Source organism: Martinezella lusitana, assembly GCF_014207095.1.
GTDB classification, from domain to species: Bacteria; Pseudomonadota; Alphaproteobacteria; order Rhizobiales; family Rhizobiaceae; genus Rhizobium; species Rhizobium lusitanum_B.
Genome location: NZ_JACHBG010000011.1, coordinates 1 through 23,218 on the forward strand (window position 1 = coordinate 1; position 23,218 = coordinate 23,218).

A 23,218-nucleotide genomic window follows, 5' to 3' on the forward strand; every position below is an offset into this window, starting at 1 on the left:
CGATCAGATCGTGGCTGGTCGTTGTGCCGCGTGGCGGCCAAGCGGACATTTCTACTTTGCCAGACAGAAGACATTCCAACTCCTCCGCCACATCTCATGTAGCAGGGTACATTCTATTTCCAAGTGCGTCTGTCGCCTTCCCCAGCATGCTCCCTGTAACCAAGATGCGCTCAAACGCGGAATGTCACTCTAATTAGGCAAGGTCGACGGCTGGGAAAGACTTTACCAACTCGTCGACGGCTTTCATTTGGCTCAAGAAAGCGGAAACTTTGTCGAGTGCTAATGCGCTAGGTCCATCGCATAAGGCGCGATCAGGGTCAGGATGCGCTTCCAAGAATATGCCTGCCAGCCCCAAGGCCAGGCCAGAACGAGCCAACTCGAAGACCTGTTTTCGGCGGCCGCCGGAACTTTTTGCGCTCGGGTCGCGCATCTGCAGCGAATGCGTCACATCGAAGATAATAGGCGCGTCAGCGCTCACTTCCTTCATGACGCTAAATCCGAGCATATCGACCACCAGGTTATCATAGCCAAAACAGCTCCCGCGCTCGCAGATGATCGCCTTGTCGTTTCCGAAATCTGCGAACTTATCGATGACATTTCCGATCTGGCGCGGGCTCATGAACTGAGGCTTTTTCACGTTGACGATTTTTCCCGTCTTAGCGAGGGCCTCGATCAAGTCGGTTTGGCGGGCGAGAAATGCGGGGAGCTGCAGGATGTCGCATACTTCGGCGGCCACTGTTGCCTGATCGGGGAGATGAACATCCGTCAGGATCGGAACACCGAAAGTGTCGCGAACCTCTTGAAGGATTCTCATGCCCTCATAAATGCCTGGGCCGCGAAAGGATTGGTTCGAGGAGCGATTGGCCTTGTCGAAGGAGGCTTTGAAGACGTACGGGATTTGCTGGCGATCCGTCTCTCTTTTCATTTCTTCGGCGACTTGCATTGCCAGATCGCGGCTTTCCAGCACGTTGACACCGCCGATGAAGACCATTGGCTTCGAGTTGGAAATTTCAATGCTTCCTAGTGATATCGCGCGCACGGTAGTTCCCTTGTCTGTCGGCCGATGTGGCATCATGCTTCGCCTTACCCGCCAAACGCAAACTCGACAGGACGTTCAGCGGTACTGAAACCTTGGCTCTGATCTGAACCAAGCTCTGGTTTGCTCCAGACTGCAACTGCAATGACGATATGGTTGTATCGGTTTTATGACGACAATCCTATGTGTTCCAAGATCGGAGTGAGGAATTACGCGTTGATGGATTCATTACGTCCGTTCCTCCAGCTGCGCCAAACGGCGAATGGCTTGCGGTGGCTGGACCGAAGGCGCAGCGCATACGTTCGCGATCAGCAAAACCGGTTTCCCGCGCGACGACATCGATTGAATGGCGGCCCTACTCCATAATCAGGCGCGCGGCCTCCAGGCTCAGGTTGTCGACGGCGAGTGCTTGAGGTGGGATTCCGGAGTGCGGCGAACACGCTAACCAAATGTTGCGGGCGCCCGGCGAGCGGCAGCGCTGCATCACCCGCTCTTGTTTTCGCAGATGAAGAAGCGAACTGAACAATGCCGATCAGGAAAACTATCGCGGTCTCGCAGCAAATTAGGTTTCAATAGTTCCCCGACACAAGTTCGCGTCGAAGTGACCGTCTCGGAAAGAGCTTCTACCGAAAAGAGGAAGGCCCTCATGGAAACAGGGCCTTCCTCCGTCTCTGATCGGAGGTCTATTTCAGATCAGATTAGAAGGTGCGCTCGAAGCGGAGGATACCGGCCCACTGGTCCTGATTGATGGAATCCCAGTTGGTGTAGGAGACTTCCGGCTCGACAAGCAGGTTCTTAACCGGGTTCCACTTGACGTTCGTCGTAGCGGCGAAGATCTTGGAGTCGGTGTAGGCGAGCTGCAGGTTCCACTTCAGCTTTTCGTTGATCGGAACGCTTGCACCGCCCCAAACAGCCCAGTCACCCCAGCCGATATTGGCAGCCGGGCCTGCACCGCCGGCGCCAGCATACTTGTTAAGCTTATCGCCGTTCGTGTTCCAGCCGCCCATCAAGAAGGCCGAGAATACGCCGAAGTCAGCGTCTACGCGAGCCTTGATGGCGCCTTCTTCAACGATCGAGTCGTAACCGCCAACGAGCTTGAAGGCCCATGCGCCAGCCTTGTAGCCAACACCGGCAACGGCGTCAGGAGCGTAGTGGTTGTGGCTGTCTTCGCCGTTGGCGCCGGTAGCACCGGTGCCGGAGTTGCTGTCTTCAACCGAGATCACAGCCGTGAAGCCGTTGCCGGCGTCGTAGTTGTAGGTGATCTGGTTCAGTTCGTATGGACCGTCATAGACCACGTCGTCGTTGATGACGTCGCCGGCATAACCGGTGAAGACGTTGAACTGCGAGTCTTCCTTACCGATGGTGAAGCCACCGAGGCTGATGCTGGCGTGCAGCAGGTTGGTCGCGGTTGGGTTGCCGTCGTTCCAGTCCCAACGCATTTCGGTGTTGGTCTTCAGCGGGCCGTATTCGGTGTCCGAAGCGGTCTGCAGCTGCAGCTCAGCGCGAGTATGCCATTTGGTGCCGAAATGGGTGTCAGGGTTGTAGGCATCGTACCACTGACCTTCGGTACGAACCTTGCCGCCGATCTTGAGGCAGGTTTCGGTGCCCGGAATGAAGAAGTAACCAGCGCCGTATGCATCGCAGATGCGGACGTATTCAAGCGGCTCCGGCTCAGCAGCGACGATTGCGTCGGCTGCGTGAGCACCGGATACTGCTGCCAGCGCAGCAGCGGAGCCAAGAAGAAGGCTCTTGATGTTCATTTTCTCTCCAATCGATGTGCCAGATTTGGATCCGCCTAAGATCATCTCCGGGGTTCGCCAATCCGGCCGTTCCCTATTATCAGGAGCCCAATCGCTCCTCTCAGCAACCTAGAGTCATCATGGTGATGCGGGAAATCTATTTCTCCACTGAGGTCAGTATTCCTCTACACAAAAATTTCATAGATGCAAAAATACATCAAATTGCGCCAGATATTTCTAAGTATTTTGATAGATGCGGAATGGATATATTTATACAAACATACTGGTTGTACATATATAAACATGCAAACCGTACATATACAATTTTGCCACTCGGAAATAATAAGCTCTACTTAGCAAATTTATTCCTCTGACTTTGGAGTGAACCCTTCGGGCTGTCCTCAAGCTGTGTGGAGATCGCCATTCGATCGGCAGCATTCGCATTCTGAGAAGCGCTGGAGTGTCTACATACATCGCCGCTTAATCGTCTTCAGGCGGTTGATGCGACCTTCTGCCTGACATTGCTCCGGGGCAGGTCGATGGTGTTGGAGAGAGCGTCGTTATCACGGCGAAGAACACGGGCAAAACGGGCCAAGGAGACGAGCCCGAAATGAATGACACTTTGGCAGGATTGGCACCGACAACCGTGTGTTGCAGTTTCCAATCTAGATCGGGTTCTTCAGCTTACCCATCAACTGGGCCAGTGTGAAACAGCCGATTTGTGCGGCAATAGATTACCTAAGGCATTCCATTCTTCGCCTATATGGTGCTTGAACAGGGCACCTTGAGCGGCAGGTACAGCCCCGAAAATCCGCTGCCGAAAGGCAGTGGCCGGGCAGAAGTTTACAATGGCATTCTGTCTCAATTGAAGGTGCTGGCGGAGAAGCTCGCCTTGATCGGCCAGGCGCAGGGAGCCTGCGGTCGCCGATGTCGCGACGGCTTGGGCCATCGCCAAGGGTACAACGCCGATCATCAGCGTCCCCAAGCCCAGCTACATCGATGGCCTGGCACGAGCCAGCACCATGACACTCACCGGCGACGACATCGCGGAATTGGAAGCTCTCGCCGACGCCACCAACGTGAGCACACGCGGGTGGTGGGAAAAGGACATGCAGCTTCGGAACTCTGCCATCTAAGACCTCGGCCCGCAGTTGCGAGCGCATCGAGTCCAAGCAGTGCGAGGTAGCGGAGGGACTTGCAGAAAAAAGGGCCGCCGGTCGAAACCGCGGCCCATAAAGTGTGAAGGTCAAAGACCTCCAGAGGGGAACAGCTGCTGCGACGGAACTGGGAGGAGACCGTCATGTGCATCAGCTATGGGCTTTATGCCCGTTTTTTGACCAAATGGAAAACATTTATTGTGCAATGCAGCTATGCGCGTGCTGCGCTGCTTATAGGACGAGTATCCAGATCGTGTCGCCACGCGACCGTCGATGGCACGCCCCGGCACGCAGTTTTGGCTAGATCGTCGTCCACCTCGCGCCCGACGCCGCGCATCCTCAGCTCTGGTGGTGACGCCGCTCGTCTTCGAAACCATCGAGCCATGCTCCAGCCGCGATCGAAGCGATTTCGCCAACTTTCCATACGTAGAATGAAAAACTCGGTGACTTCCCGTTTCCAGTCGCCTTGTCGATCTCTACCGACGCAGCCTCATCTACACTCATTTTGACTGCAATGGCTCCAGGATAGACACAGTTCGTCGGCCTGCCATTCCTTGTATCGGTTACGTCACGAACCGATCTTACCTATCTCATTTGCCATAAAGCCCGCCAGCAACTCTTTGAGTTGCGGCTCGGGAACCTGGAGCGCAGCTTCAATGGGCGGCAACCAGATCAATGTTCGCTGACCGGTTTCCGGAAAATTGAGACAGATCTCCTTGACCTCCAAGGCATGAACCTCCACGGACGCTGTTACTGTCCGGCTATCAGCGAGCCGCTTCAGATAGGTGTAAAAGCCATAAGGCTTCTTTTTTGCCTTGCCTTTGATGCCAGCCTCTTCCCAAGCCTCACGTTCCACGACTTCGTGAGGTTTAAGCCCTTTGATAGGCCAACCCTTCGGTATCGTCCAACGATGTGTTTCCCGCGTGGTGATCAGCAATATTTCAGGGCGGCCATTCTCCATAGTCCGGAAACATAAGGCGCCGAATTGGGGTGCCGAAAGGCTCTCGAATGTGGTGCTCGTGTGAAGGGCAAGACGTCTCGGATGTGTCTGCTGAACGCCCATCGCCCATCCCATAACGTTTCGTATTGCTTTATTAGTAATACGCGATTCTCCTCAAAGTAAGAAATCCGGATCCGCGCCCATCCCCCTTTTTCTTTGCTGCATTGAGGCCGGCGATTTCTCCGGGCTCGGACGGCGCGTAGTAGAGGCGAACTGTGCGGCCCACAAACGGTGCGACAAGATCACACCCGATAGCCACACTCTCCTCCGGGGGAAGCTATCCAGCGGCCGAAATCGGCGACTTGCTTTAAAAAGCTGGCCAACTCAGCCTGGCTTGGCGGCACCGGCTCGGCTGTGGTCGCCGAGGCGCCGATCGTGTCGAAGAAGCGAGCCATCCGGGTGATCATGGCTATCAACAGACGAACTGGCTCGCTCCCCGGATCGCCCAAGGCACTCCGGATATCGCCGCCAATATGTTCCACTTGATCCGCGCTCAAGTGGATCCATCCCTTGTCTTCTCGACAACGGTTCCAGATATTCATCCGAACGCCGCCAATTCGCGAAAACAACCATGCGAAGCAACAAATTTTACAGGATTTCTTAAGCTGTTTTTTTCAGGCCCCTGTTTAGCTAACGCAGCATTAAGAACGGGTATAACTCCGACATGATTCTACAACACCGACATCCCTCCGGCACAATTTTCAAAGCCCTGCGGAGGGCCACGCTCGGCGCATTATGCGCCGTGGTCGGTTCCGTTGGTCTTTTGCTTATTTTAAACCTATTGATGCCTGACCGGCCATTTCTGGTCGGATTTGTCGGTGCAGCACTTGTTTCCGCGTTTGTGGCCTTTCCGCTGCTTTTTGCCTTGCAGCTCAACAAAAGCGTCCTCCGCAAGATGCAGGAAAACGTCACCCAGGCGGCGCGCTACGACAGCGTGACGAAGACGCTGAACGGCACCGCCTTTGCCGCGGCCGTCGAGCACTTTATCGACCGGCGCAAGCATTCAGACGCCGATGCCGGCGGCATCGTCGTCGCCGTCATCATCGATACACTCGACGACATCAGCCGTCGCTACGGGCCGCGATGGGCCGACACCGTGATGCAATCGCTTGCCTCGATCATCCAATCCTCGGTTCGCAGTGGCGATCTGGTGGCGCGGCTTGCAACCAACGAACTCGGCATCTTCCTACCTGGCGCCACCATCGAAAACGCCCACGACATCGGCACCCGCATCCGCGCGCGCGTCTCCGACGCCACCTTCAGCGCGGATGGCGCGCCGCTTTCCGTCGCCATCCGCCTCGGCGGCATCTCCTTCGACGGCCCGACCGATTTCAACCAACTCCGCCAGCTCGCCGACCAAATGGCCTTCGAACGCGGAGACGAGAACGACGACATCCCAATCAGCGTGCTGCCTGCGGCATGAGGCTTTCGACTGCATCGCAGCGTCAACGGCGGTATGAGCCCCACGGCAAGACTCGTCTTTGATAAGGTCAATTTTCGGCCCGTCACACCGCGGACGGCGTGACAATATTTCTCGCTCATCCTAACATACTAACATAAATTTTATCCCTGCCGGTCACAATTCAGGGCGATACAACCAGTCTGAGGGCATGATGGCCTTGGGTAACGCAGAATACATATTGCGCATGGCGCAATTGATCGAAGGGTCGGGTGCGCTCGTCGCCGTGTACGATCAGGATGATCGTCTTCGCTTCGCCAACCGTGCGTTTCGAATGGCCTGGTTCATCGACGATAACGAGCATCCATTATGGTCCGACCTCATGCGCCGTAACTATCATGCCATGCGCGGAACGATCATCAAAACCACTGATTTCGAGAGCTGGCTGCTGACGACACAGGCAAGACGAGGGAAAACCGGCTTTCGCGCCTTCGAGACAGATCTTCATGATGGCCGCTGGCTCTGGATGACGGAGACCATGGAGCACAGTGGCTGGATGCTCTGCGTTGCAAGCGACATCACCACGATCCGATCGGACGAACGCTCCCTGCGGCAAGACCGCGACTTTGCGCTAAAAGCCTCGCAGACCGACGAATTGACGGGCGTTCCAAGCCGGAGATTCGTCATGCCAAAGCTTGGCGAACTCGTCGGTGGTCAGGGTGGTGCAGCCGAGCAGGTTGGGTGTTTTGCCATACTCGACATCGATAACTTCAAGTCGATCAATGATCGCTTCGGCCATAGCATTGGCGACGCTGTTCTCAGAGATTTTGCGGCAACGCTCCAGAAAATCGCCCGCAAGACCGATATTGTTGGGCGCATCGGAGGAGAAGAATTCGCTCTAATTCTCCCCAAAATCACACCGGACCGCGCAGAGACGATCGTTTATCGTATGCTGCTTGCCGTGAGGCAATCACGCCCCCTGCCCGACCAACCCGACTTCTCTTACACGTTTTCCGCCGGTATCGCGTCTGCCCTGCGTGGCGACGATGTCAATGATCTCTATCGAAGGGCGGATCTCGCCCTTTACGCGGCGAAGCTGAACGGACGCAATCAGGTGTGCGTCGACCCAACCGCACATTCAATCGGAGCGGCGAGATTGCTGTAGCCTAGCCAAATCGCTTGGAAATGACTCCGGTAGGAAAGCGATGGCGACGATAGAGCGGATCACGGGCTGACATGGCCTGTCACTACGCGTCCGATTTCCCTCAAGTTGACGATGCCATGCTCGGCGCTGCTTGACATTGGAACTTGCTTGAGAAGGCGAAGTCTCTATGGCTGCGCGTGAAAATGTACCCAAAAATAGTCCGTTGACACATTGGAGGACGTCTTCGACAAGGAACTCTCGATCAAGAATGGCACACGCCTGCTCTCACTCAGAATTCTTGTAACCGCACAGGTCAATGTAATGACGACGTTTCGCTCGCAATCGAACCACTTTGCACTGATCGGCGACAACCGCGCCAAGGCAACGCCCAGTTCTGGTGACGTTTCCCGTACATTTCCTTTCTCAGAAACCGTGCCGACCACGCGCGACCTCGATTAGATACTTCGTAGAGGATGCGCAAAAGTGCCCGTTGGTTCAGCCCCCTTTCAAGCCCCTGTTAGGATATGGAAATGACACCTTTGAAATTTGCTGCAATGACTGCGCTGCTAACATTGACCATGGCTGCGAGCGTCGCCTCTGCTGCGGAATTCGGCGCTTTGGCCTACTCGAGAAGCACGGGATCATACGGTTCCTCCCACAACTATTCCACGCGGGCCGATGCCGAGGACGAGGCACTGTCCAACTGCTCCTCCTTTGCCGACGACTGTCGGATCGTGGTGTATTTCCGCAATGCCTGCGGGGCTCTCGCCGTCGGAAGCAGGAGGGGGTTCGGCTATGGCTGGAGCGCGAGGCGTGACGAGGCTCGGTATACCGCGCTTGCAAATTGCCGGGAAAATGATCGCGGCTGCCGTATCGTCAATTGGACCTGCTCCAAATAGGAACTTGATATCGTGGTTCGCGACGCTCTCTCGTCGACGGACCAGCGCGAACGGTTCAGTGTGCGGCGCCTGATTTCTCTTGTGCCCTCACTATGGCGTCCGCTTCCTTGCCGTATAGTTCCTCGAAGTGATCGAAGGTCTTGGAAAAATAACCAATGCCCTGCGTCGCCGAGCGCAGCGCTCGCGCCAGATCGTCAAGTGCGCCGCCCGGAACGAGCGCCCGGAAGATGTCCCATCCCTTGGCGGCTTCATCGCGGTCGAAGCCGAGAACCTGGCCGTTGAGAGCGGAGACGATCTGGACGAGGTTGCCCGAATAGACCGATGGAATATGAAACTCGCTGCGAAAAACCGGCTGCATCAAGACGGTCGATCCTTCCGAAAGCGCCTGACGCACCCCCATTTTCGACGCAGTCCGGAAGGCGTGTTCCGAACTGTCGACGGTATGGTGCTGACCATCTGACAACGTTACACCAACATCGATGACTTCGAAGCCTAGCGGTCCTTTCTCCATTGCTTCGCGCGCACCCGCTTCGACGGCGGGGATGTAATTGCGGGGAACGGCGCCGCCTTTGATGGTTTCGTCAAAGGTGAAGCCCCGGCCGCGCTCGTTGGGGTAAATGCTGAGCTTCACATCCGCAAATTGCCCGGCGCCGCCGGTCTGCTTGCGATGACGGTAGTGAACCTCCGACGGTTTCGTGATCGTCTCGCGGTAGATCGGGCTGGGCGTTCGGTCGGTCACTGAGATGTGAAAGACATCGGACAGTGTTCGGAAGAGATCACGCAGATGTACGGGCCCTTGGGCACGGACGAGTTGAGCGCCCGTACCTTCTTCCTGCAAGACTTTCAGACCGCGATCCGTCTCGGAGAGTTTCGCCAGCGTCTCTGAAAGCTTGTTTTCATCGCGTTCGCTGCCCGGAATCAGGATCCTTTCAAGCATCGGCGTCGGTGGTTCCGTCCATTCAGGCGGGGCAACCACCGCGCCAGTAGTCAGCAGCGAAGGGACAGACAGGTGGTCGGACTTGACCGTGGCGAAGACATCCCCCGCCGCAGGCAGAACCGCCGAATTGGACCGTCCATTGGCAAGATTTTGTACCGCGCCAAGGCTTGAGCCGCCAAGCAATGCGCCTTGCCGCAATCCGTCACCAAGCGCGCGCACGAGCACCGTCTTGCCGACATTTTGGCGATGATAGGCGTGGAAGCTCACGGCCACCAGCTTGCCTTCGTCGACGGCTGCTGGACGAGCGAGACGCTGCCGCAGAACCCCGACCGGCGGCGCCTCGTGACGCAGCGCCTTCATCAGCCTCATCATGCCGTTGCCGTGACCTGCAGCACCGATCAGAACCGGGATAATCCTGTTTTCCCGGAGAACCCGTGATGAGATGGCATAAAGCGCGTCGCTGGGTGGTTCGCGGTCCTCGATCAGTTCTTCAAGAAGCCAGTCATCGAATTCGGACAGGTGTTCCAGGAGCTCGGCGCGTGCTTCGCGCTCGCGTTCGGCGGCACCATCGGGTATTGCGATCAGCGCCGAAGTCTGGCCTTCCCGGTAGCGCCACGCCCGTTCCGAAATCAGGTCGCAACTACCTGCGATCCTGTCCCCCTCGCGGATCGGGATCTGACGAAGCAAAAGGGTGTGGTTGGCGTAGTCCTGAAGCGCGGCGATCACGTCCCTCAGCCGCCCTCTCGGTTCGTCCATCCGGTTGACGAAGAGGATGCAAGGCGTCCCCGAGGCTTCGATTATCCGCAGATAGGGCGCCGCGAGCACGGCCTCCTCGGGTGCCGGTGAAACGCACAGGATGCAGGCGTCGCTGGCAAGAAGCGCGTGCTGCGCATGCGCCAGCGCTTCGTTGGGCCCCGGCGCGTCGAGCGCGCACCACGCCTCGTTTCCGAAGGTGAATTCTGTGATGTTCAATCCATAAGGGGAGCTGGATTTTTTCGGTGCCCCCTCCAGGGAGCCGAGCTTTTCCACGACTGTCGATTTTCCAGTCTGCGAAGGTCCAAGCACGGTAAAGCAGCGCATCGGCGTTCCTCCAACTGCCATAAACACAACTTTCAGCCATCATAGGATGCCCTGAACCGCCTCAATGCGCCAGAGGTCTTCAGTTTCACGACGCTATGATCTGCATTTGCATGTGTGGCTGATCCATTCGGTGGCTGGGAACCCATTGACGAATTTGCGATATCGAATTCTGTTGTCGAGAGGTCTTCTAGCCAGTGGAATTTGGGATAACGCAATGAGCGATATGTTGACTTGCACGGCGTGTGGATCAGACAAAGCCGAACCGGTCGTCCACGGCGGCTCATACATTCTTCGATGCGCCGCCTGCGGCGAGGTAATCGTTGCGACATCGTTCATGGCGCTGCTCGACTCCGAAGACGAGTGGGCCGCCTTTATCGATGCAGGTCCCGGAAAGATCCCTCGACCGGAGGCGCTGGTCGCGCGTGGATCGCTTCGCCAGATATCAACAGCAATCAACGTTACGACACGTAAGGGAAATTTTATACGTCTGATCCCTGAAAAGAGAGAGTGAAGCGCTCCGGTGACAATCCGCGAAGAGAGGCTTCCACTCCATATTTTCCAATCGCACGAGCATAAGGCCTTCCCGGTTACCGGCGACGTTGCGCGTTCGTTTCACCGCGTAGCTAGCAGCATCCTGCCAAGATGCAATCTCAATAGTCCACCACCCTGCCGTCCAATGGATCGGCCCAGCGCGTGTTTGGCACGGTCGAAAACCAGCCGGGCCGCGCGGGATCGCGATCGTAAAGATAACCGCCGAGCGACTTGTAAAGATCGGCATATTGGCCGAGCTTGTCACGATCAAGCGTCACGCCAAGGCCGGGACCATCCGGCACCGCAATGGCGCCATCGACATATTTCATCGGACCGCCGGCGATGATGTCGTCGGTGAGCTGGTGGTAATGCGCATCCGCCGTATAGACGAGGTTCGGCAAGACGGCACCAAGATGCAGCATGGTGGCGAGCTGGATGCCGAGCTCGCCGGAAGAATGCACGGCAACACCGAGCTGGAATGTCTCGCACACGCCTGCCGCCTTGATGCAGGGTCGGATGCCACCCCAGAAGGTGGTATCGAGCAGGATCACATCGACGGCCGGGTTCAGCACATTGGTTGCAAGCTGCTCGAAGTTGATGACGATGGTATTGGTGGCGAGTGGCATATGTGTGTTTTCCCGCACGCGCCGCATGCCATTCAGACCCCAGGTCGGATCCTCATAGTAATCGTTATTGAGATCCTCGATACCCTTGGCAAAGCGGATGGCCTCTTCAACGCTGAAGGCGGCGTTCGGATCATAGCGCACGGAATCGCTGCCAACAGCCTTTGCAAGTGCGCGGAAGACTTCGAGTTCATAGTCAGGCGGAAAGACGCCACTCTTGAGCTTATGCGCCTTGAAACCATGACTGCGCTTGAGTTCCAGCGCCTGTTCGATCAGTTGGTCGGCAGTGCGGATCTCTCCCTTGCCGGTCTCTTTATTCGGCAGACGGAAAAAGAGATAACTTGCAAAACCAACCTCATTGCGCATCTTGCCGCCGAGGACGTCATAGGCGGGAACGCCCAGAAACTTGCCGATAATATCGATGCAGGCAAATTCGATGGCCGCATGCATCTGTGTACGGTTGTTGTAAAGGCTGGCTGTCGGATTGCAGATCTTGAAACGCAGCTGCTCGAGCTCGAACGGGTCATGCCCGACAAGGTAGGTCTTGAGCGCGCGGAATGCCGCCTCCGCACTCTCGCCTCCTCCCCCCATCTCACCGAGGCCGACGATGCCGATATCCGTTTCCACCTCGATGATCGTGCGCACGAAACGACCCCAATGCGCGCCGTTGGAATGCCGCAGCGGCGCTTCGAGCGGCACGGTCACGGTTGTTGCGCGGATGTCGGTGATCTTGGGCCGCTTCATGCAGGTCTCCGTTCAAATGAAAGCAATAACTTACTCCGGCAGCACGATGCCGAGCTTGGCCATGGTGCCGCCATCGATCTTTATGTCAGCGCCGGTGATGAAACGAGCCTTGTCGCTGGCAAGAAATGCTACCAGATCGGCAACTTCTTCCTGCTTGCCGACGCGGCCGACCGGATGGCCCTTGCCCCATTGAGCAACCATCTCATCCTGGGTCATGTCACCCTTGAAGAGATCGGCGGCCCAGCGCAGCATGGGCGTATCGATCGAGGCTGGGCAAACGGCATTGACCGTGATGTTGTCGGCAGCATGATCGAGCGCCATGGCACGCACGAGTGCGTTGATGGCGCCCTTGCTGGCGGTGTAGGCGGCTACATTTGCCTGCGAGGCGTAGGACTGTATCGACGAGATGGCGACAATTGCACCACCACCCCGCTTTCTCATTTCCGGAATGGCAAACTTCGAGGCGAGGTAGATGCCTTTCAGATTGACGTCGAGCACGTCGTCCCAAACATCTTCCGACGTATCGACCACCGTGCCGTAGCGTTGGATGCCAGCACTGCAGACCAGAATATCGACACCACCAAATTCTGCTACCGCCTGTTCGACGGCAGCTTGCATATCCGCAGCCTTGCGAACATCGCCGACAAAGCCGCTTGTCTTGCCGCCGGCCTCACCCACCGTCTTATCGACGGACTGCCGGTCGTTGGAAACGATGAGGACCTGTGCACCGGCCTTTGCGAAGCGCTCCGCGCAAGCACGCCCCATGCCCAGGCTACCGCCGGTGACGATGATGCTCTTGCCTTCGAATTCCATAAAGGGCGCTCCTCCACGCGTTTTCGCTTATTAACATTCTACCATACCAGTATGTCAATATCCGAATTTGGGTTCTGCGACACCGCGAAAGCCGGTTTCGACCGCCAGCAGACTACCTTCGAGTGGATGGGTAGAAAGATGTTCTCGGGTCATGGTGAAGCGGGCAGATGTAACATAGAGCGTGGAAAGATCTGCTCCGCCGAAGGTGCAGCTCGTGGGCCATAAAACCGGCAGCTCGACGAGATCTCGCAGCGCGCCTTCGGCGCTGAAACGGGCGACGGCGGCGCCGCCGACCACGCGGCAATTCCAGAGATGATCATCCGCATCGAGACATGAGCCGTCGGGCAAGCCGCGCGTAAACCCACTCACCACGGTGCGGCGACCCGAGATCGTCTTTGCCTCTGGATCGTAGGCAAAGGAATAGATTTCGTTGGCGCGCGTGTCGGCAAACAGAAAGCGATTGTCCCGGGTCCAGCCCATTGTGTTGGTGATACCATAATCATTCGGCGTCAACTGCTTGATCTCGCCCGACGGATCGATGCGATAGATCGCGCCGGCATTGGCTGTCATATCCTTCGGCGTTCCATCCGCATTGAGATTGTTCTGCATCGTAGACACCCAGAAGGAACCGTCGGGTGCGACCCGGCCTTCGTTCAACCGATTTTCGGGTCTTGCCGGTTCCGGCCTTGCAAAAGGCTCGAATACCCCCCCGGGCCGCCAGAGGCAGACGTCGCGGGCAAGCCCAACGATAAAGCCACCGCTCTTGCACATGCCGATCGATGTCGGGAAATCCGGTGTAGACCAGGTCTGGTGCATGCCCGTCTTTACTTCCAGCCGATGAATGCGTTTGCCGCCGATATCGACCCAGTAGAGCGCACCCTCCTCACTCGACCAGACAATGCTCTCACCCACGATGTCCTGCGCATCGAATAAAATGCGGACCCGCATATTCCCTCCCTCTTCATAGTGAAACTTGCGATTGACAATAGGAAATCGACGATCTAAATCAAGCTTAATTTATACCTATCATACAGGTTGGAGAAGAGCTTTATGGAATTCTCTTCTGATACGAAGGATGCCGGAGAACGTCACGCTGGAGCCGAGGGATTGCTCGGCAGCGTCATGACTTCGGTAAAGGCCTATATCCGTGACAATGGCCTGCAGGTCGGCGACGAACTGCCAAGCGAGGGCGCATTTGCGGAACAGACCGGCACATCGCGAACCATCGTTCGTGAGGCCTATCGTTCCCTCGCCGCATTGACGCTGATCGATATCGGCAACGGACGCCGGGCGCGGGTGGCTGCACCGAAGGCCGATGTGCTGGCGATGATCACAGATCACGCCGTCCATACAAACCAGGCAACCATCCAGCAGATTTTCGACGTGCGCCGCACCATTGAGCGTCGAACCGTAGCGCTTGCGGCGTTGCGCCGAAGCGATCGGGAAGCGGCAGAAATCTACGCGCTGGCGGAGGCCATGCAGCGCGATTTCTATGAGCCGCAGAAAGTCATGGAGCACGACATCGCCTTTCACGAGGCGATCGGCTCGGCATCGAAGAACCCGATGTTTTCGTTGATCGTCGGCTCCTTCCATGTGGTGACGCGCCACACCTGGCCGATCGGCTGGGCGAGCCGCGGCAGCAACGAAACGCGACAGGAAAGCATCGACGGCCACTTCGCGATCGCGCAGGCCATCGCCAACGGCGATCCGGCCAGAGGCGAGGCCGCGATGGTCGAGCATTTCGACCTCACCGTGAAAGCACTGCTAGCGGCGGGAGTATACTGATGAAGATCACCGCGTTCGAAACCGTCCGCGTCAAGGAATTCCCGAATATTCTATGGGTGAGGATTCATACGAATGAAGGTCTCGTCGGGCTTGGCGAAACCTTCTTCATGGCGGAAACGGTGGAGGCCTACATCCATGAGGTCGTCGCACCGAAACTGCTTGGTCGCGACCCCTTGGAGATCGATCGCATCTCAAAAGACCTCACCGGCTATCTCGGCTTCCGCTCCACAGGTGTCGAGATGCGCGGCAACTCCGCCGTCGACATCGGTCTCTGGGACTTGTTCGGAAAATCAACCGACCTACCGATTGCACAATTGCTCGGCGGCTTTTCGCGCCAGGAAATCCGAACCTACAATACCTGCGCCGGCAACACCTACATGCGTGAAGCAAGCGGCCAGCAGACGGGAAATTACGGCATAGGCGGTCCCGGTCGCGACTATGACGACCTCAACGGCTTCCTCGAACACGCAGACGATCTGGCGGAGGATCTACTTTCCGAAGGCATTTCGGCGATGAAGATCTGGCCTTTCGACATCGCTGCGGAAGCAAGCGGCGGCCAATATATTTCGGGACCTGATCTGCGCAAGGCGCTTGAGCCTTTCGAAAAGATTCGTAAGCGGGTCGGCGACAAGATGGACATCATGGTCGAGTTCCATTCGATGTGGCAGCTTACCCCGGCGATCCGGATTGCACGTGCGCTCGAACCCTACGGCACTTTCTGGCATGAAGATCCCATCAAGATGGATTCGCTGTCCAGTCTGAAGCGCTATGCGGCCGCCAGTTCCGCACCTTTGTGCGCCTCAGAAACGTTGGCGACGCGTTGGGCTTTTCGCGATCTGCTCGAGACCGACAGCGCCGGGATCGTCATGCTCGACCTTTCCTGGTGCGGCGGCATCTCCGAGGCAAAGAAGATCGCCACCATGGCCGAAGCCTGGCACCTGCCTGTCGCGCCGCATGATTGCACAGGCCCTGTCGTTCTTTCAGCATCAACGCACCTGTCGCTCAATGCACCAAACGCCCTCGTGCAGGAGAGCGTGCGCGCCTATTACCGCACGTGGTACGCCGACCTTACGACGCAATTGCCGACGGTGACCAACGGAATGATCACCGTTCCGCCAGGCCCTGGCCACGGTATCGAACTGGCGGTGGATCTCGACAGAAAATTCACGGTTTACCGGCGCATGGCCCGAATAGAGGCATGACCCATGCAAAAACACTTGACTTGTATGGTAGTAGGTTAGTAGACAATTCGCATTGGACCGATACCGGGAGGAGAACCGTCGCATGCAGAACGCCAGACCCGCCAAAGTGGTCGCGATGGGCGAGTCCGTTGGCCCACAGGTCTATCGCATCCTGCGAGAGCGCATCATTCAGGCGGAACTACTGCCGGGAGAACGGCTCTCCGAATCGGATGCCGCCAAATCCCTGTCGGTCAGCCGACAGCCGGTGCGGGAAGCCTTCATCAAGCTCTCCGAGGAAGGGCTGGTGCAGGTGCTTCCGCAGCGCGGCACGTTTGTCACCAAGATCTCGGTGGCGTCGGTCATGGACGTACGTTTTGTGCGTGAGGCGATCGAAGCCGATATCGTGCGCGTGGTCGCCGGAGATCCTGCGGCCGAGACCGTCGCTGAGCTGCGCCGTCAACTCGCCGAACAGCGGAAGGTATCGCACGACGACCGTACGGGGTTTCTGCGCCTCGACGAACTTTTCCATCACACGCTCGCTGCCGCAGCCGGCAAGTCCTATGCCTGGAGCGTGATCGAAAGCGTCAAGGCGCAGATGGACCGCGTGCGGTTTCTCTCCGTCGACGATCTGCATATCGGGCGGTTGATCGAACAGCATGAGAAAATAATCGATGGCATTGCTGCCGGCGACAAGACCGCCGCGGAGGAGGCGATCCGGCTGCATCTGCGCGAGATACTGACGTCCTTGCCTGAAATCGCCCGCTCTCGCGCGGAGCTGTTCGACGATACGGAGTGAGCGCAGCACATATTACTACAAAACAAGGGAGGAAAGCATGCTTAAGAAATTGATCGCCGGTACGGCGCTCGGCCTGTCGTTGATGGCATCCGGTGCTTCTGCCGGGGGACTGAATATAACATTCATCAGCCACTCCTCGGCCTCCAACACTTTCTGGCAGTCGGTGAAGAAGGGTTTTGACGATGCGTGCACCCGCGTCGCGGCCAATTGCCAGCTCGTCCTGACCCAGACCGAGGGCTCGGTCGAGCAGGCGGTCGCAAACCTTCAGGCAGCTATGGCCACCAAGCCGGATGCGATCTTCGTCGCCATTGTCGACGACAAGGCCTATGATGCAGCGATCAAGGAGGCCACCGATGCCGGTATTCTCGTGCTTGCCGTCAATGTCGACGACAGCCAGGGTGCGAAGGGCAATGCACGCAAGGCTTTCATAGGCCAGGGTTTCGTCGCGGCAGGTTATTCGCTCGCCAAGGCTCAATCCCTGAACTTTCCGAAGGACGGCCCGCTGAACCTGCTCGTAGGCGTCAACGCCCCGGGGCAGACATGGTCCGAGCAGCGCGCCGCCGGCGTCACCAAATTCCTCGAAGAATACAAGGCCGAACATAAGGATCGCGAGGTCAATATCACGCGCATCGATTCAGCCACCGACCTTGCAATCACCGCCGACCGCATCGGCGCCTATCTCAACGCCAATCCAAACACGACGGCCTACTTCGACACCGGCTTCTGGGGTGCAGGCGTTGCCAAGGTGCTGAAGGACCGCGGCATCGCACCGGGCAAGGTTCTGCTCGGCGGCTTCGACCTCGTTCCTGAGGTTCTGCAGCAGATGACGGCCGGTTATGTGCAGGTCCAGGTTGACCAGCAGCCTTACATGCAGGGCTTCATGCCCGTCATGGAGGCCTATCTCTGGAAGACCGCCGGCCTTGCACCGTCGGACATAGATACCGGCCAGGGCATTGTCACGCCCAAGGACGTTCCCACGATCATGGAAATGTCGAAGCGCGGCCTGCGTTAATAGAACCATTCAGTTGCACCCGGCGTCTTGCTCCACGGAACGGGACGCCGACCTACTACGAGCGATACGCCGATGAAGCGGTTTCTGAAAGTTTATCTCGATAAGCCCGAGCTGGCAGGGCTTGCGCTGTTGATCATTCTAATCGTCCTGTTCCAGATCAAATCGAACGGCGTATTGTTGTCGTTTGAGAACATACGCGGCATCATGGGGCTGCTTCCGGAGATGGCGCTGGTTGCTATCGGCGTGACCATCTTGATGATCTGTGGCGAATTCGACCTGTCTGTTGGCTCGGTCTTCGCATTGATGCCGATGTCCATGGCTGTGATGCTGAACGATGGAATCCCATTCAGTCTTTCGCTTCTGCTGGGACTGGCTCTCTGTGCGGTCATCGGCCTCATCAACGGCTATGTCACGCTGCAGTTCTCGATTCCGAGCTTCATTACCACGCTCGGCATGCTATTCATCGCGCGATCTCTGACCATCGTCATTTCAGGTGGCTTTCCGCCGCTGTTGCCTGATAATCTTCCCACCTGGCTATTTACAGACTACATCTGGCAGGGTGCGATCCTGCGCATGTCCTTCCTGTGGTTCGCGCTGATCGCCATTGTCGCGACGGCCTTCCTTTCTCTGACGAATTTCGGCAACTGGATCCGCGCCGTTGGCGGCTTCAACGAGGCTGCCGCGTCGATGGGCATTCCCGTTCGCCGTGTAAAGATCGTCTGCTTCATGCTCTGCTCGATGCTGGCGGGCTTTGCCGGCCTGCTCCAGGTGCTGCGCCTCGGCTCGCCGTTGCCGTCGATCGGCGAGGGTTTGGAACTGCAGGCGGTCGCCGCCGCCGTTATTGGCGGCACCGCATTGGCCGGTGGCATCGGCACCGTGTTCGGCGCGATCATCGGTACGCTCTTGATCCGCACGATCGACAACGGCCTCGTGCTCTCGCGCGTCGACGCCAACTGGTTCAAATTCGCGATCGGCATGCTCACCATGTTCGCCGTCATCGCCAATGCCTGGATGGGCAAGATGTCCCGCAAGATCAAGGTGGAGGCGCACAAATGACCCAGCCGATTATCGAGTGCCGCAACCTGCAGAAGTGGTATAGCGGCGTACATGCCCTGAAGAACGTGTCGCTGACCATCAAACCCGGCGAGTCTGTCGGCCTTGTGGGCGATAATGGCGCAGGCAAGTCGACGCTCATCAAGATCCTGTCCGGCGTCCACCACCAGGATGACGGCCAAATCCTCATCGAGGGCCGGGAAGTCAATTTCCGCTCTCCCAAGGATGCAATGCATCACGGGCTGGAGACGATCTATCAGTACAATTCGATGGTTCCGACCATGTCGATCGCCCGGAACCTGTTCATTGGCCGCGAACCGATGAAATGGCGCATCGGCAATTTCGGTATCATGGACCAGAAGCGCATGCGCGACGAGAGCGTCAAGGCGATCGCCGATGTCGACCTGCATCTGCGCTCACCGGATGCGCTGGTAGGAGAGCTCTCCGGCGGCCAGCGGCAAGGCGTGGCGATTGCGCGTGCGATGCATTTCAAGTCGAAGGTGCTGATCCTCGACGAGCCGACCAACCACCTCTCCGTCAAGGAGACGAACAAGGTCATCGGTTTCGTGCGTGGTCTGAAGGCGCAGGGCCTGACGGGCATCTTCATTTCACATAACATGCAGCATGTCTTCCAATCTTGTGACCGGATCGTAGCGATGGCTCGCGGCGAGATCGTTTTCGATCGGCAGACCGCAGACACCTCGATAGATGAAGTCCACGAACTCTTGTGAGGCTGAGATGGCAATTCTCTCGGGAAAAACTGCGCTACTGACCGGTGCGCTCGGTACTCTTGGCCGGGCGCAGGCAAGAATGCTCGCTGAAGCGGGGGCAATTGTGCTCCTGCTCGACCGGCCGGGGGCAGAGAATGGCGAGCCATTGGCCGCAAGTATCACCTCTGAAACCGGTCGCAATGCGCTCTATGTTGGACAGGACCTCAACCGCCTCGCCGAGAGCGAGCAGAAAATAGCCGAGCTCGCCGCGGCCCATGGCGGTATCGATATACTGATCAACAATGCAGCGTTGATCATCAATAAGCCCTTCGAGCAATTTTCTCTGGAAGAATATGAAGACCAGTTACGGGTGAATTCGTCAGCAGCCTTCGCACTGACGCGCGCCGTGGCGCCGGCTATGAAGCAGAAGGGGTACGGCAAGATCGTCAACTTCTGCTCGATCACGCTCAACGGACGATGGGATGGCTATGTGCCCTATGTCGCGTCCAAGGGCGCCATGTACGGGCTTACCAAATCGCTTGCCCGCGAACTCGGTCCGCATGGGATCCGGGTTAATGCGATCTCGCCAGGCGCGGTCGTCTCTGAAGCCGAGGAGCGCGTCTTTGGGGATCGGCTGCAGCAATACAATGATTGGATCATCGAGAGCCAATCGCTGAAGAAACGCATCCAGCCCGCGGATATAGCGGAGCTGGCCCTGTTTTTAGTCTCGCCGGCCTCGGACATGATTTCCGGCCAGAATATCGCAATCGATGGCGGCTGGTGATGGCCATCACGCTCGACAACGACCTGGCGCGGATAAGCATCCGCCCCGATCTCGGGGCCGGAGCAATAGGCTATGATGTCTATAATGGGGTCGCGTGGCAGCCGATCTTCCGCCGCGTTGCGGACGGCACCGAGCATCCGTTCCAGCTTTCCAATGTCCTGCTGGTTCCGTTTTCCGGCCGGGTATCCGGCGGAGGCTTCACGTTCGAGGGGCAGTTCCATGCCATCGAACGCAACATTTCGACGGAAAAATATCCGATCCACGGCAATGCCTTTGCAATGCCTTGGAGCATCACAGGACAGACGCGAGAAAGCCTGACGCTTGAGCTCTCCGCCGCTGGCCCCGGCCCCTTCCGCTATGACGCGGAGATGCGCTACGCTCTCGAAGGACCATCACTCGTGATGCATCTTTCGGTGATCAACCGAGGGATACGGCTGCCCTTCGGGGTCGGCTTTCATCCCTGGTTTGTCCGTGACCGCGATACCCGCCTAACGGCATCGGCTGACGAAGTCTGGCTCGAGCGCGATGACCATTTGCCCGCTGCAAAGAATGCGATTGCCCAACATGCCGACATGGACTTCAACGAGCCGCGTCAACTGCCGAACCGCTGGATCAACAACTGGTTCCGCGGATGGGATGGCAATGCGCAGATCTCCTGGCCAGGGCGCGGCCTCAACGCGACGATCACGGCAAGCGAAGAGCTCGACCAGTATGTCGTCTTCTCACCCTCCGCTGACGCCGACTTTTTCTGTTTCGAACCGGTCTCCCATCCGGTCGACGCCTTCAATTTGCCTGGAGGCGCGGCGCGTCACGGAATGAAAGTTCTGGAACAAGACGAAACCATCACCGCCAGCATGTCGATACGACCGGGCAAGATCGGTGACTAACTGAGCGTCTGTTCCTAAACTTTAACGCAGCGGGCCTCACCCGGCTCAACCTCGATGGAATGACCGCTTCGGGGTGGAGATCTGCCAAGTTTCTTTGACAGCATCGCACCCCGGAACGGGTGCGGCGCCTCAATGCGTGTCCGAAGGCCAAACTTTGGTTTCCGGCCTCATTGAGGGTGATCCACTCGATGTATGTTGCGGCCCGTCACACATCATTGAAAGGCGTCACGAGGCGGTGAATTTCACCGTTACGCCGCGCTGCCGAAAGTAGGCCTGCATAAGTTTCCTGCCGGAACGATTATTATGCGCGAGTCTAGCCGGATCGAACACGGCCTCCTTCAAACCGGCTCGGGTCAAAGCTGCCTTGAGAGTCGTGATATGCAAGTCGATGTCGGCATTGTCCGCTTGGAGCGATTCATAAACACGGTTGATTGCATCTGCTACGGTCGGTTCGCTCACTATTACACTCCTGTTATTGTCTCGCTGGCGCTTGCCACATTTTTCGGCTCGATCTTATCGTGGCGAAGTATGCCCGCGTCAATGAGTGACGATACAGTGAAATGCTGCATCCGCCTTCGGGGATTGGCATTCTCGGTCGCAGGGATGTCGGGCATCGTCGACGCGCCTGCCTGGAGCTCAGACAGCACACTTTCGGCACGCGGCTACGGAGCCACAGGCATTCTGCGCCACATATCGACAGCGCGGATCGCCATGCCATGCACCCCGAGGATTCGATCCGTACCTCGGGTATGGACAGAAATTGGCTTACTGTCACCTTGATCGCGCGCTGACAACACTGCGAGTTGTCATGGAGCCTACGGCACCGAGCCAAGGCAACTGGCGGGTCTAGCTTCCTAGATTGGCGACTTTTCTGTCGATGGCATTGTATCCAAGCTTCTCAGAAATCTCATTGGCTGCCGAAAGAAGGCTAGCCAAATATGGCTCGCGATGGCGAAGGCCATCCTCTCGCGGAGCGACGAGGCAAAGCGTGGCAACACATATGCCCTCGGCCTGACGGATCGGCACTGCGAAGCAATGTGTGAAATTTTCTACCTCGCTGTTGAACGTAAAATAGCCGTCGCGTGCTGCGCCACGGACCTGGCCGATGAAATTCGATGGATCGAGGCGTCTGCCGTCAGGCAGCACATAGTCGTCAGGCGGGATGAAATCGAGAATTTCCTGATCGGACAAATGCGAAACGAGAAGCCGCCCCGAAGCGGTCCATGGAATGGGTACGAGTTCGCCGATGTTGGAGGAAATACGAAAGGGCCTGACACCTTCGCGCATCATCGCCACCGTATATTTGTTGCCTTCAAGAAGGCACATCTGGGCTGTTTCCCTGGTCTCCTCAGCGAGGTGTCCCAGCATGCGTTCGCATTCTCGCATCAGATCGAACTGTTCGGCATAGGCCGTTCCGAGGAAATAGAGCCGACGACCAAGAAAGACCCGGCCATCGCCCCCGTAATAGTCGAGCATACCGTGGCTGAGCAGGAGATTGACAAGTTCGTAGACCGAGGATCGCGGCGCACCGATTTCCGCAGCGATCTCGTTTGGTCGCATTGGCTGGCGCTTGACCCTCAGGAATTCAAGTATCTCAAAGGCACGATCCAATCCACGCGTGCGCCGCGATATCGTGTCGACTCCAGTCTCGGCCATGCTCTTCTCCAATTTTTGGCGCGTATCGCGCGGCAAGCCAGGCAACGGCCTTCGACTTCGCAGTCGACCAGCATGCGCGATTGGGCACACACTCACGTCGACGGATACGAAACAGATATGCCGTTAATATGCCAGGCGTGCGCCGGTCCCTTGGTCGCACGCCTGCGTACACGGCGTCTTCGGCGCTGTAACCCGCCGTCGTAAGTATGGCAATCAGCTTTTCGACAACCTGGCGGCGATCGTCTTTCATCG

At 57.5% G+C, this 23,218-nt stretch carries 24 protein-coding genes and 1 pseudogene; 13 read left to right on the forward strand and 12 right to left on the reverse strand.

The genetic code is table 11. The features are described 5' to 3' along the window. Window positions 1-193 precede the first annotated feature (193 nt). The 6 genes and pseudogenes from kdsA to GGD46_RS20835 form a co-directional block, all read right to left on the reverse strand. Complete coding sequence (gene kdsA / locus GGD46_RS20815) at window positions 194-1,072, reverse strand: 3-deoxy-8-phosphooctulonate synthase (RefSeq protein WP_184707694.1); 879 nt, start codon at window positions 1,070-1,072, stop codon at window positions 194-196. Window positions 1,073-1,264: 192 nt separating this feature from the next. Further along, a pseudogene (locus tag GGD46_RS33855) lies at window positions 1,265-1,445 on the reverse strand (GlxA family transcriptional regulator); the annotation flags it as partial. Window positions 1,446-1,734: 289 nt separating this feature from the next. After that, window positions 1,735-2,796 carry a porin gene (locus GGD46_RS20820; RefSeq protein WP_184707432.1) on the reverse strand — a complete coding sequence of 354 codons (1,062 nt, stop codon included), beginning with the start codon at window positions 2,794-2,796 and terminating at the stop codon, window positions 1,735-1,737. Window positions 2,797-3,466: 670 nt separating this feature from the next. Next, window positions 3,467-3,748 (reverse strand): hypothetical protein, encoded by a 282-nt coding sequence (locus tag GGD46_RS33865; protein ID WP_246806423.1) that lies wholly within the window; start codon window positions 3,746-3,748, stop codon window positions 3,467-3,469. Between the two features lie 752 nt (window positions 3,749-4,500). Then, on the reverse strand, window positions 4,501-4,995 hold the full coding sequence (locus GGD46_RS20830; RefSeq protein ID WP_184707434.1) for an NUDIX hydrolase: 495 nt from the start codon (window positions 4,993-4,995) through the stop codon (window positions 4,501-4,503). Window positions 4,996-5,174: 179 nt separating this feature from the next. Next, on the reverse strand, window positions 5,175-5,474 hold the full coding sequence (locus tag GGD46_RS20835; protein WP_184707436.1) for a hypothetical protein: 300 nt from the start codon (window positions 5,472-5,474) through the stop codon (window positions 5,175-5,177). Between the two features lie 242 nt (window positions 5,475-5,716). On the opposite strand from GGD46_RS20835, the gene GGD46_RS20840 reads away from it, so the two are divergent. From GGD46_RS20840 to GGD46_RS20855, 4 genes are all read left to right on the forward strand, one after another. Beyond that, a complete protein-coding gene (locus tag GGD46_RS20840) occupies window positions 5,717-6,355 on the forward strand; it encodes a GGDEF domain-containing protein (RefSeq protein WP_246806424.1) in 639 nt (212 codons plus the stop codon). Between the two features lie 223 nt (window positions 6,356-6,578). Beyond that, a complete protein-coding gene (locus GGD46_RS20845; RefSeq protein WP_184707440.1) occupies window positions 6,579-7,496 on the forward strand; it encodes a GGDEF domain-containing protein in 918 nt (305 codons plus the stop codon). A gap of 210 nt (window positions 7,497-7,706) precedes the next feature. Further along, window positions 7,707-7,934: a hypothetical protein gene (locus GGD46_RS20850; RefSeq protein WP_184707442.1), complete on the forward strand. Its 228-nt coding sequence runs from the start codon at window positions 7,707-7,709 to the stop codon at window positions 7,932-7,934. Window positions 7,935-8,005: 71 nt separating this feature from the next. Then, a complete protein-coding gene (locus GGD46_RS20855) occupies window positions 8,006-8,374 on the forward strand; it encodes a DUF4189 domain-containing protein (protein ID WP_184707444.1) in 369 nt (122 codons plus the stop codon). A 55-nt stretch (window positions 8,375-8,429) separates the two neighbouring features. Here GGD46_RS20855 and GGD46_RS20860 read toward each other — a convergent pair whose 3' ends face one another. After that, on the reverse strand, window positions 8,430-10,391 hold the full coding sequence (locus tag GGD46_RS20860) for an elongation factor G (RefSeq protein ID WP_184707446.1): 1,962 nt from the start codon (window positions 10,389-10,391) through the stop codon (window positions 8,430-8,432). Between the two features lie 214 nt (window positions 10,392-10,605). On the opposite strand from GGD46_RS20860, the gene GGD46_RS20865 reads away from it, so the two are divergent. Beyond that, complete coding sequence (locus GGD46_RS20865) at window positions 10,606-10,902, forward strand: hypothetical protein (RefSeq protein ID WP_184707448.1); 297 nt, start codon at window positions 10,606-10,608, stop codon at window positions 10,900-10,902. Between the two features lie 139 nt (window positions 10,903-11,041). Here the strand turns inward: GGD46_RS20865 and GGD46_RS20870 are convergent, their stop codons facing one another. The 3 genes from GGD46_RS20870 to GGD46_RS20880 are packed head-to-tail and all read right to left on the reverse strand — an operon-like array spanning window position 11,042 to window position 14,050. Next, window positions 11,042-12,289 carry an enolase C-terminal domain-like protein gene (locus GGD46_RS20870; RefSeq protein ID WP_184707449.1) on the reverse strand — a complete coding sequence of 416 codons (1,248 nt, stop codon included), beginning with the start codon at window positions 12,287-12,289 and terminating at the stop codon, window positions 11,042-11,044. Between the two features lie 30 nt (window positions 12,290-12,319). Further along, window positions 12,320-13,102 carry an SDR family NAD(P)-dependent oxidoreductase gene (locus GGD46_RS20875; protein WP_184707450.1) on the reverse strand — a complete coding sequence of 261 codons (783 nt, stop codon included), beginning with the start codon at window positions 13,100-13,102 and terminating at the stop codon, window positions 12,320-12,322. Between the two features lie 54 nt (window positions 13,103-13,156). Next, a complete protein-coding gene (locus GGD46_RS20880) occupies window positions 13,157-14,050 on the reverse strand; it encodes an SMP-30/gluconolactonase/LRE family protein (RefSeq protein ID WP_184707452.1) in 894 nt (297 codons plus the stop codon). Window positions 14,051-14,152: 102 nt separating this feature from the next. Here GGD46_RS20880 and GGD46_RS20885 point away from each other — a divergent pair, with 102 nt between their 5' ends. The 8 genes from GGD46_RS20885 to GGD46_RS20920 all read left to right on the forward strand — a co-directional run bounded on the left by GGD46_RS20885 (window position 14,153) and on the right by GGD46_RS20920 (window position 21,310). Further along, window positions 14,153-14,887, forward strand: coding sequence for a FadR/GntR family transcriptional regulator (locus GGD46_RS20885; protein WP_184707454.1), 735 nt, complete (start codon window positions 14,153-14,155; stop codon window positions 14,885-14,887). Next, window positions 14,887-16,089, forward strand: coding sequence for a mandelate racemase/muconate lactonizing enzyme family protein (locus GGD46_RS20890; RefSeq protein WP_184707456.1), 1,203 nt, complete (start codon window positions 14,887-14,889; stop codon window positions 16,087-16,089). Before GGD46_RS20885 ends, GGD46_RS20890 begins: the two co-directional genes overlap by 1 nt. Before the next feature lie 82 nt (window positions 16,090-16,171). Then, window positions 16,172-16,864, forward strand: a complete 693-nt coding sequence (locus tag GGD46_RS20895) for a GntR family transcriptional regulator (RefSeq protein ID WP_184707458.1) — start codon at window positions 16,172-16,174, stop codon at window positions 16,862-16,864. A gap of 37 nt (window positions 16,865-16,901) precedes the next feature. Continuing rightward, on the forward strand, window positions 16,902-17,876 hold the full coding sequence (locus GGD46_RS20900; protein ID WP_184707460.1) for a sugar ABC transporter substrate-binding protein: 975 nt from the start codon (window positions 16,902-16,904) through the stop codon (window positions 17,874-17,876). 72 nt (window positions 17,877-17,948) lie between these two features. Further along, entirely contained in the window at window positions 17,949-18,932 is a 984-nt protein-coding gene (locus tag GGD46_RS20905) for an ABC transporter permease (protein WP_184707462.1), read from the forward strand. Then, window positions 18,929-19,660, forward strand: coding sequence for an ATP-binding cassette domain-containing protein (locus tag GGD46_RS20910; RefSeq protein ID WP_184707464.1), 732 nt, complete (start codon window positions 18,929-18,931; stop codon window positions 19,658-19,660). The genes GGD46_RS20905 and GGD46_RS20910 overlap by 4 nt, the downstream gene beginning before the upstream one ends. A 7-nt stretch (window positions 19,661-19,667) precedes the next feature. Then, window positions 19,668-20,423, forward strand: coding sequence for an SDR family oxidoreductase (locus GGD46_RS20915; protein ID WP_184707466.1), 756 nt, complete (start codon window positions 19,668-19,670; stop codon window positions 20,421-20,423). After that, window positions 20,420-21,310: an aldose 1-epimerase gene (locus GGD46_RS20920; protein WP_184707468.1), complete on the forward strand. Its 891-nt coding sequence runs from the start codon at window positions 20,420-20,422 to the stop codon at window positions 21,308-21,310. The genes GGD46_RS20915 and GGD46_RS20920 overlap by 4 nt, the downstream gene beginning before the upstream one ends. 225 nt (window positions 21,311-21,535) lie before the next feature. Here the strand turns inward: GGD46_RS20920 and GGD46_RS20925 are convergent, their stop codons facing one another. Both GGD46_RS20925 and GGD46_RS20930 read right to left on the reverse strand, forming a co-directional pair. After that, a complete protein-coding gene (locus tag GGD46_RS20925; protein ID WP_184707695.1) occupies window positions 21,536-21,772 on the reverse strand; it encodes a hypothetical protein in 237 nt (78 codons plus the stop codon). Between the two features lie 384 nt (window positions 21,773-22,156). Continuing rightward, window positions 22,157-22,966: an IclR family transcriptional regulator gene (locus GGD46_RS20930; protein ID WP_184707470.1), complete on the reverse strand. Its 810-nt coding sequence runs from the start codon at window positions 22,964-22,966 to the stop codon at window positions 22,157-22,159. Window positions 22,967-23,218: the final 252 nt, after the last annotated feature.

What these genes read in the sequence shown, in the direction of transcription:
- kdsA (WP_184707694.1), bottom strand. Translation starts at nt 1,072, where the DNA reads ATGCCACATCGGCCGACAGACAAGGGAACTACCGTGCGCGCGATATCA.
- GGD46_RS20820 (WP_184707432.1), bottom strand. Translation starts at nt 2,796, where the DNA reads ATGAACATCAAGAGCCTTCTTCTTGGCTCCGCTGCTGCGCTGGCAGCA.
- GGD46_RS33865 (WP_246806423.1), bottom strand. Translation starts at nt 3,748, where the DNA reads ATGATCGGCGTTGTACCCTTGGCGATGGCCCAAGCCGTCGCGACATCG.
- GGD46_RS20830 (WP_184707434.1), bottom strand. Translation starts at nt 4,995, where the DNA reads ATGGGCGTTCAGCAGACACATCCGAGACGTCTTGCCCTTCACACGAGC.
- GGD46_RS20835 (WP_184707436.1), bottom strand. Translation starts at nt 5,474, where the DNA reads ATGAATATCTGGAACCGTTGTCGAGAAGACAAGGGATGGATCCACTTG.
- GGD46_RS20840 (WP_246806424.1), top strand. Translation starts at nt 5,717, where the DNA reads ATGCCTGACCGGCCATTTCTGGTCGGATTTGTCGGTGCAGCACTTGTT.
- GGD46_RS20845 (WP_184707440.1), top strand. Translation starts at nt 6,579, where the DNA reads ATGGCGCAATTGATCGAAGGGTCGGGTGCGCTCGTCGCCGTGTACGAT.
- GGD46_RS20855 (WP_184707444.1), top strand. Translation starts at nt 8,006, where the DNA reads ATGACACCTTTGAAATTTGCTGCAATGACTGCGCTGCTAACATTGACC.
- GGD46_RS20860 (WP_184707446.1), bottom strand. Translation starts at nt 10,391, where the DNA reads ATGCGCTGCTTTACCGTGCTTGGACCTTCGCAGACTGGAAAATCGACA.
- GGD46_RS20865 (WP_184707448.1), top strand. Translation starts at nt 10,606, where the DNA reads ATGAGCGATATGTTGACTTGCACGGCGTGTGGATCAGACAAAGCCGAA.
- GGD46_RS20870 (WP_184707449.1), bottom strand. Translation starts at nt 12,289, where the DNA reads ATGAAGCGGCCCAAGATCACCGACATCCGCGCAACAACCGTGACCGTG.
- GGD46_RS20875 (WP_184707450.1), bottom strand. Translation starts at nt 13,102, where the DNA reads ATGGAATTCGAAGGCAAGAGCATCATCGTCACCGGCGGTAGCCTGGGC.
- GGD46_RS20880 (WP_184707452.1), bottom strand. Translation starts at nt 14,050, where the DNA reads ATGCGGGTCCGCATTTTATTCGATGCGCAGGACATCGTGGGTGAGAGC.
- GGD46_RS20885 (WP_184707454.1), top strand. Translation starts at nt 14,153, where the DNA reads ATGGAATTCTCTTCTGATACGAAGGATGCCGGAGAACGTCACGCTGGA.
- GGD46_RS20890 (WP_184707456.1), top strand. Translation starts at nt 14,887, where the DNA reads ATGAAGATCACCGCGTTCGAAACCGTCCGCGTCAAGGAATTCCCGAAT.
- GGD46_RS20895 (WP_184707458.1), top strand. Translation starts at nt 16,172, where the DNA reads ATGCAGAACGCCAGACCCGCCAAAGTGGTCGCGATGGGCGAGTCCGTT.
- GGD46_RS20900 (WP_184707460.1), top strand. Translation starts at nt 16,902, where the DNA reads ATGCTTAAGAAATTGATCGCCGGTACGGCGCTCGGCCTGTCGTTGATG.
- GGD46_RS20905 (WP_184707462.1), top strand. Translation starts at nt 17,949, where the DNA reads ATGAAGCGGTTTCTGAAAGTTTATCTCGATAAGCCCGAGCTGGCAGGG.
- GGD46_RS20910 (WP_184707464.1), top strand. Translation starts at nt 18,929, where the DNA reads ATGACCCAGCCGATTATCGAGTGCCGCAACCTGCAGAAGTGGTATAGC.
- GGD46_RS20915 (WP_184707466.1), top strand. Translation starts at nt 19,668, where the DNA reads ATGGCAATTCTCTCGGGAAAAACTGCGCTACTGACCGGTGCGCTCGGT.
- GGD46_RS20930 (WP_184707470.1), bottom strand. Translation starts at nt 22,966, where the DNA reads ATGGCCGAGACTGGAGTCGACACGATATCGCGGCGCACGCGTGGATTG.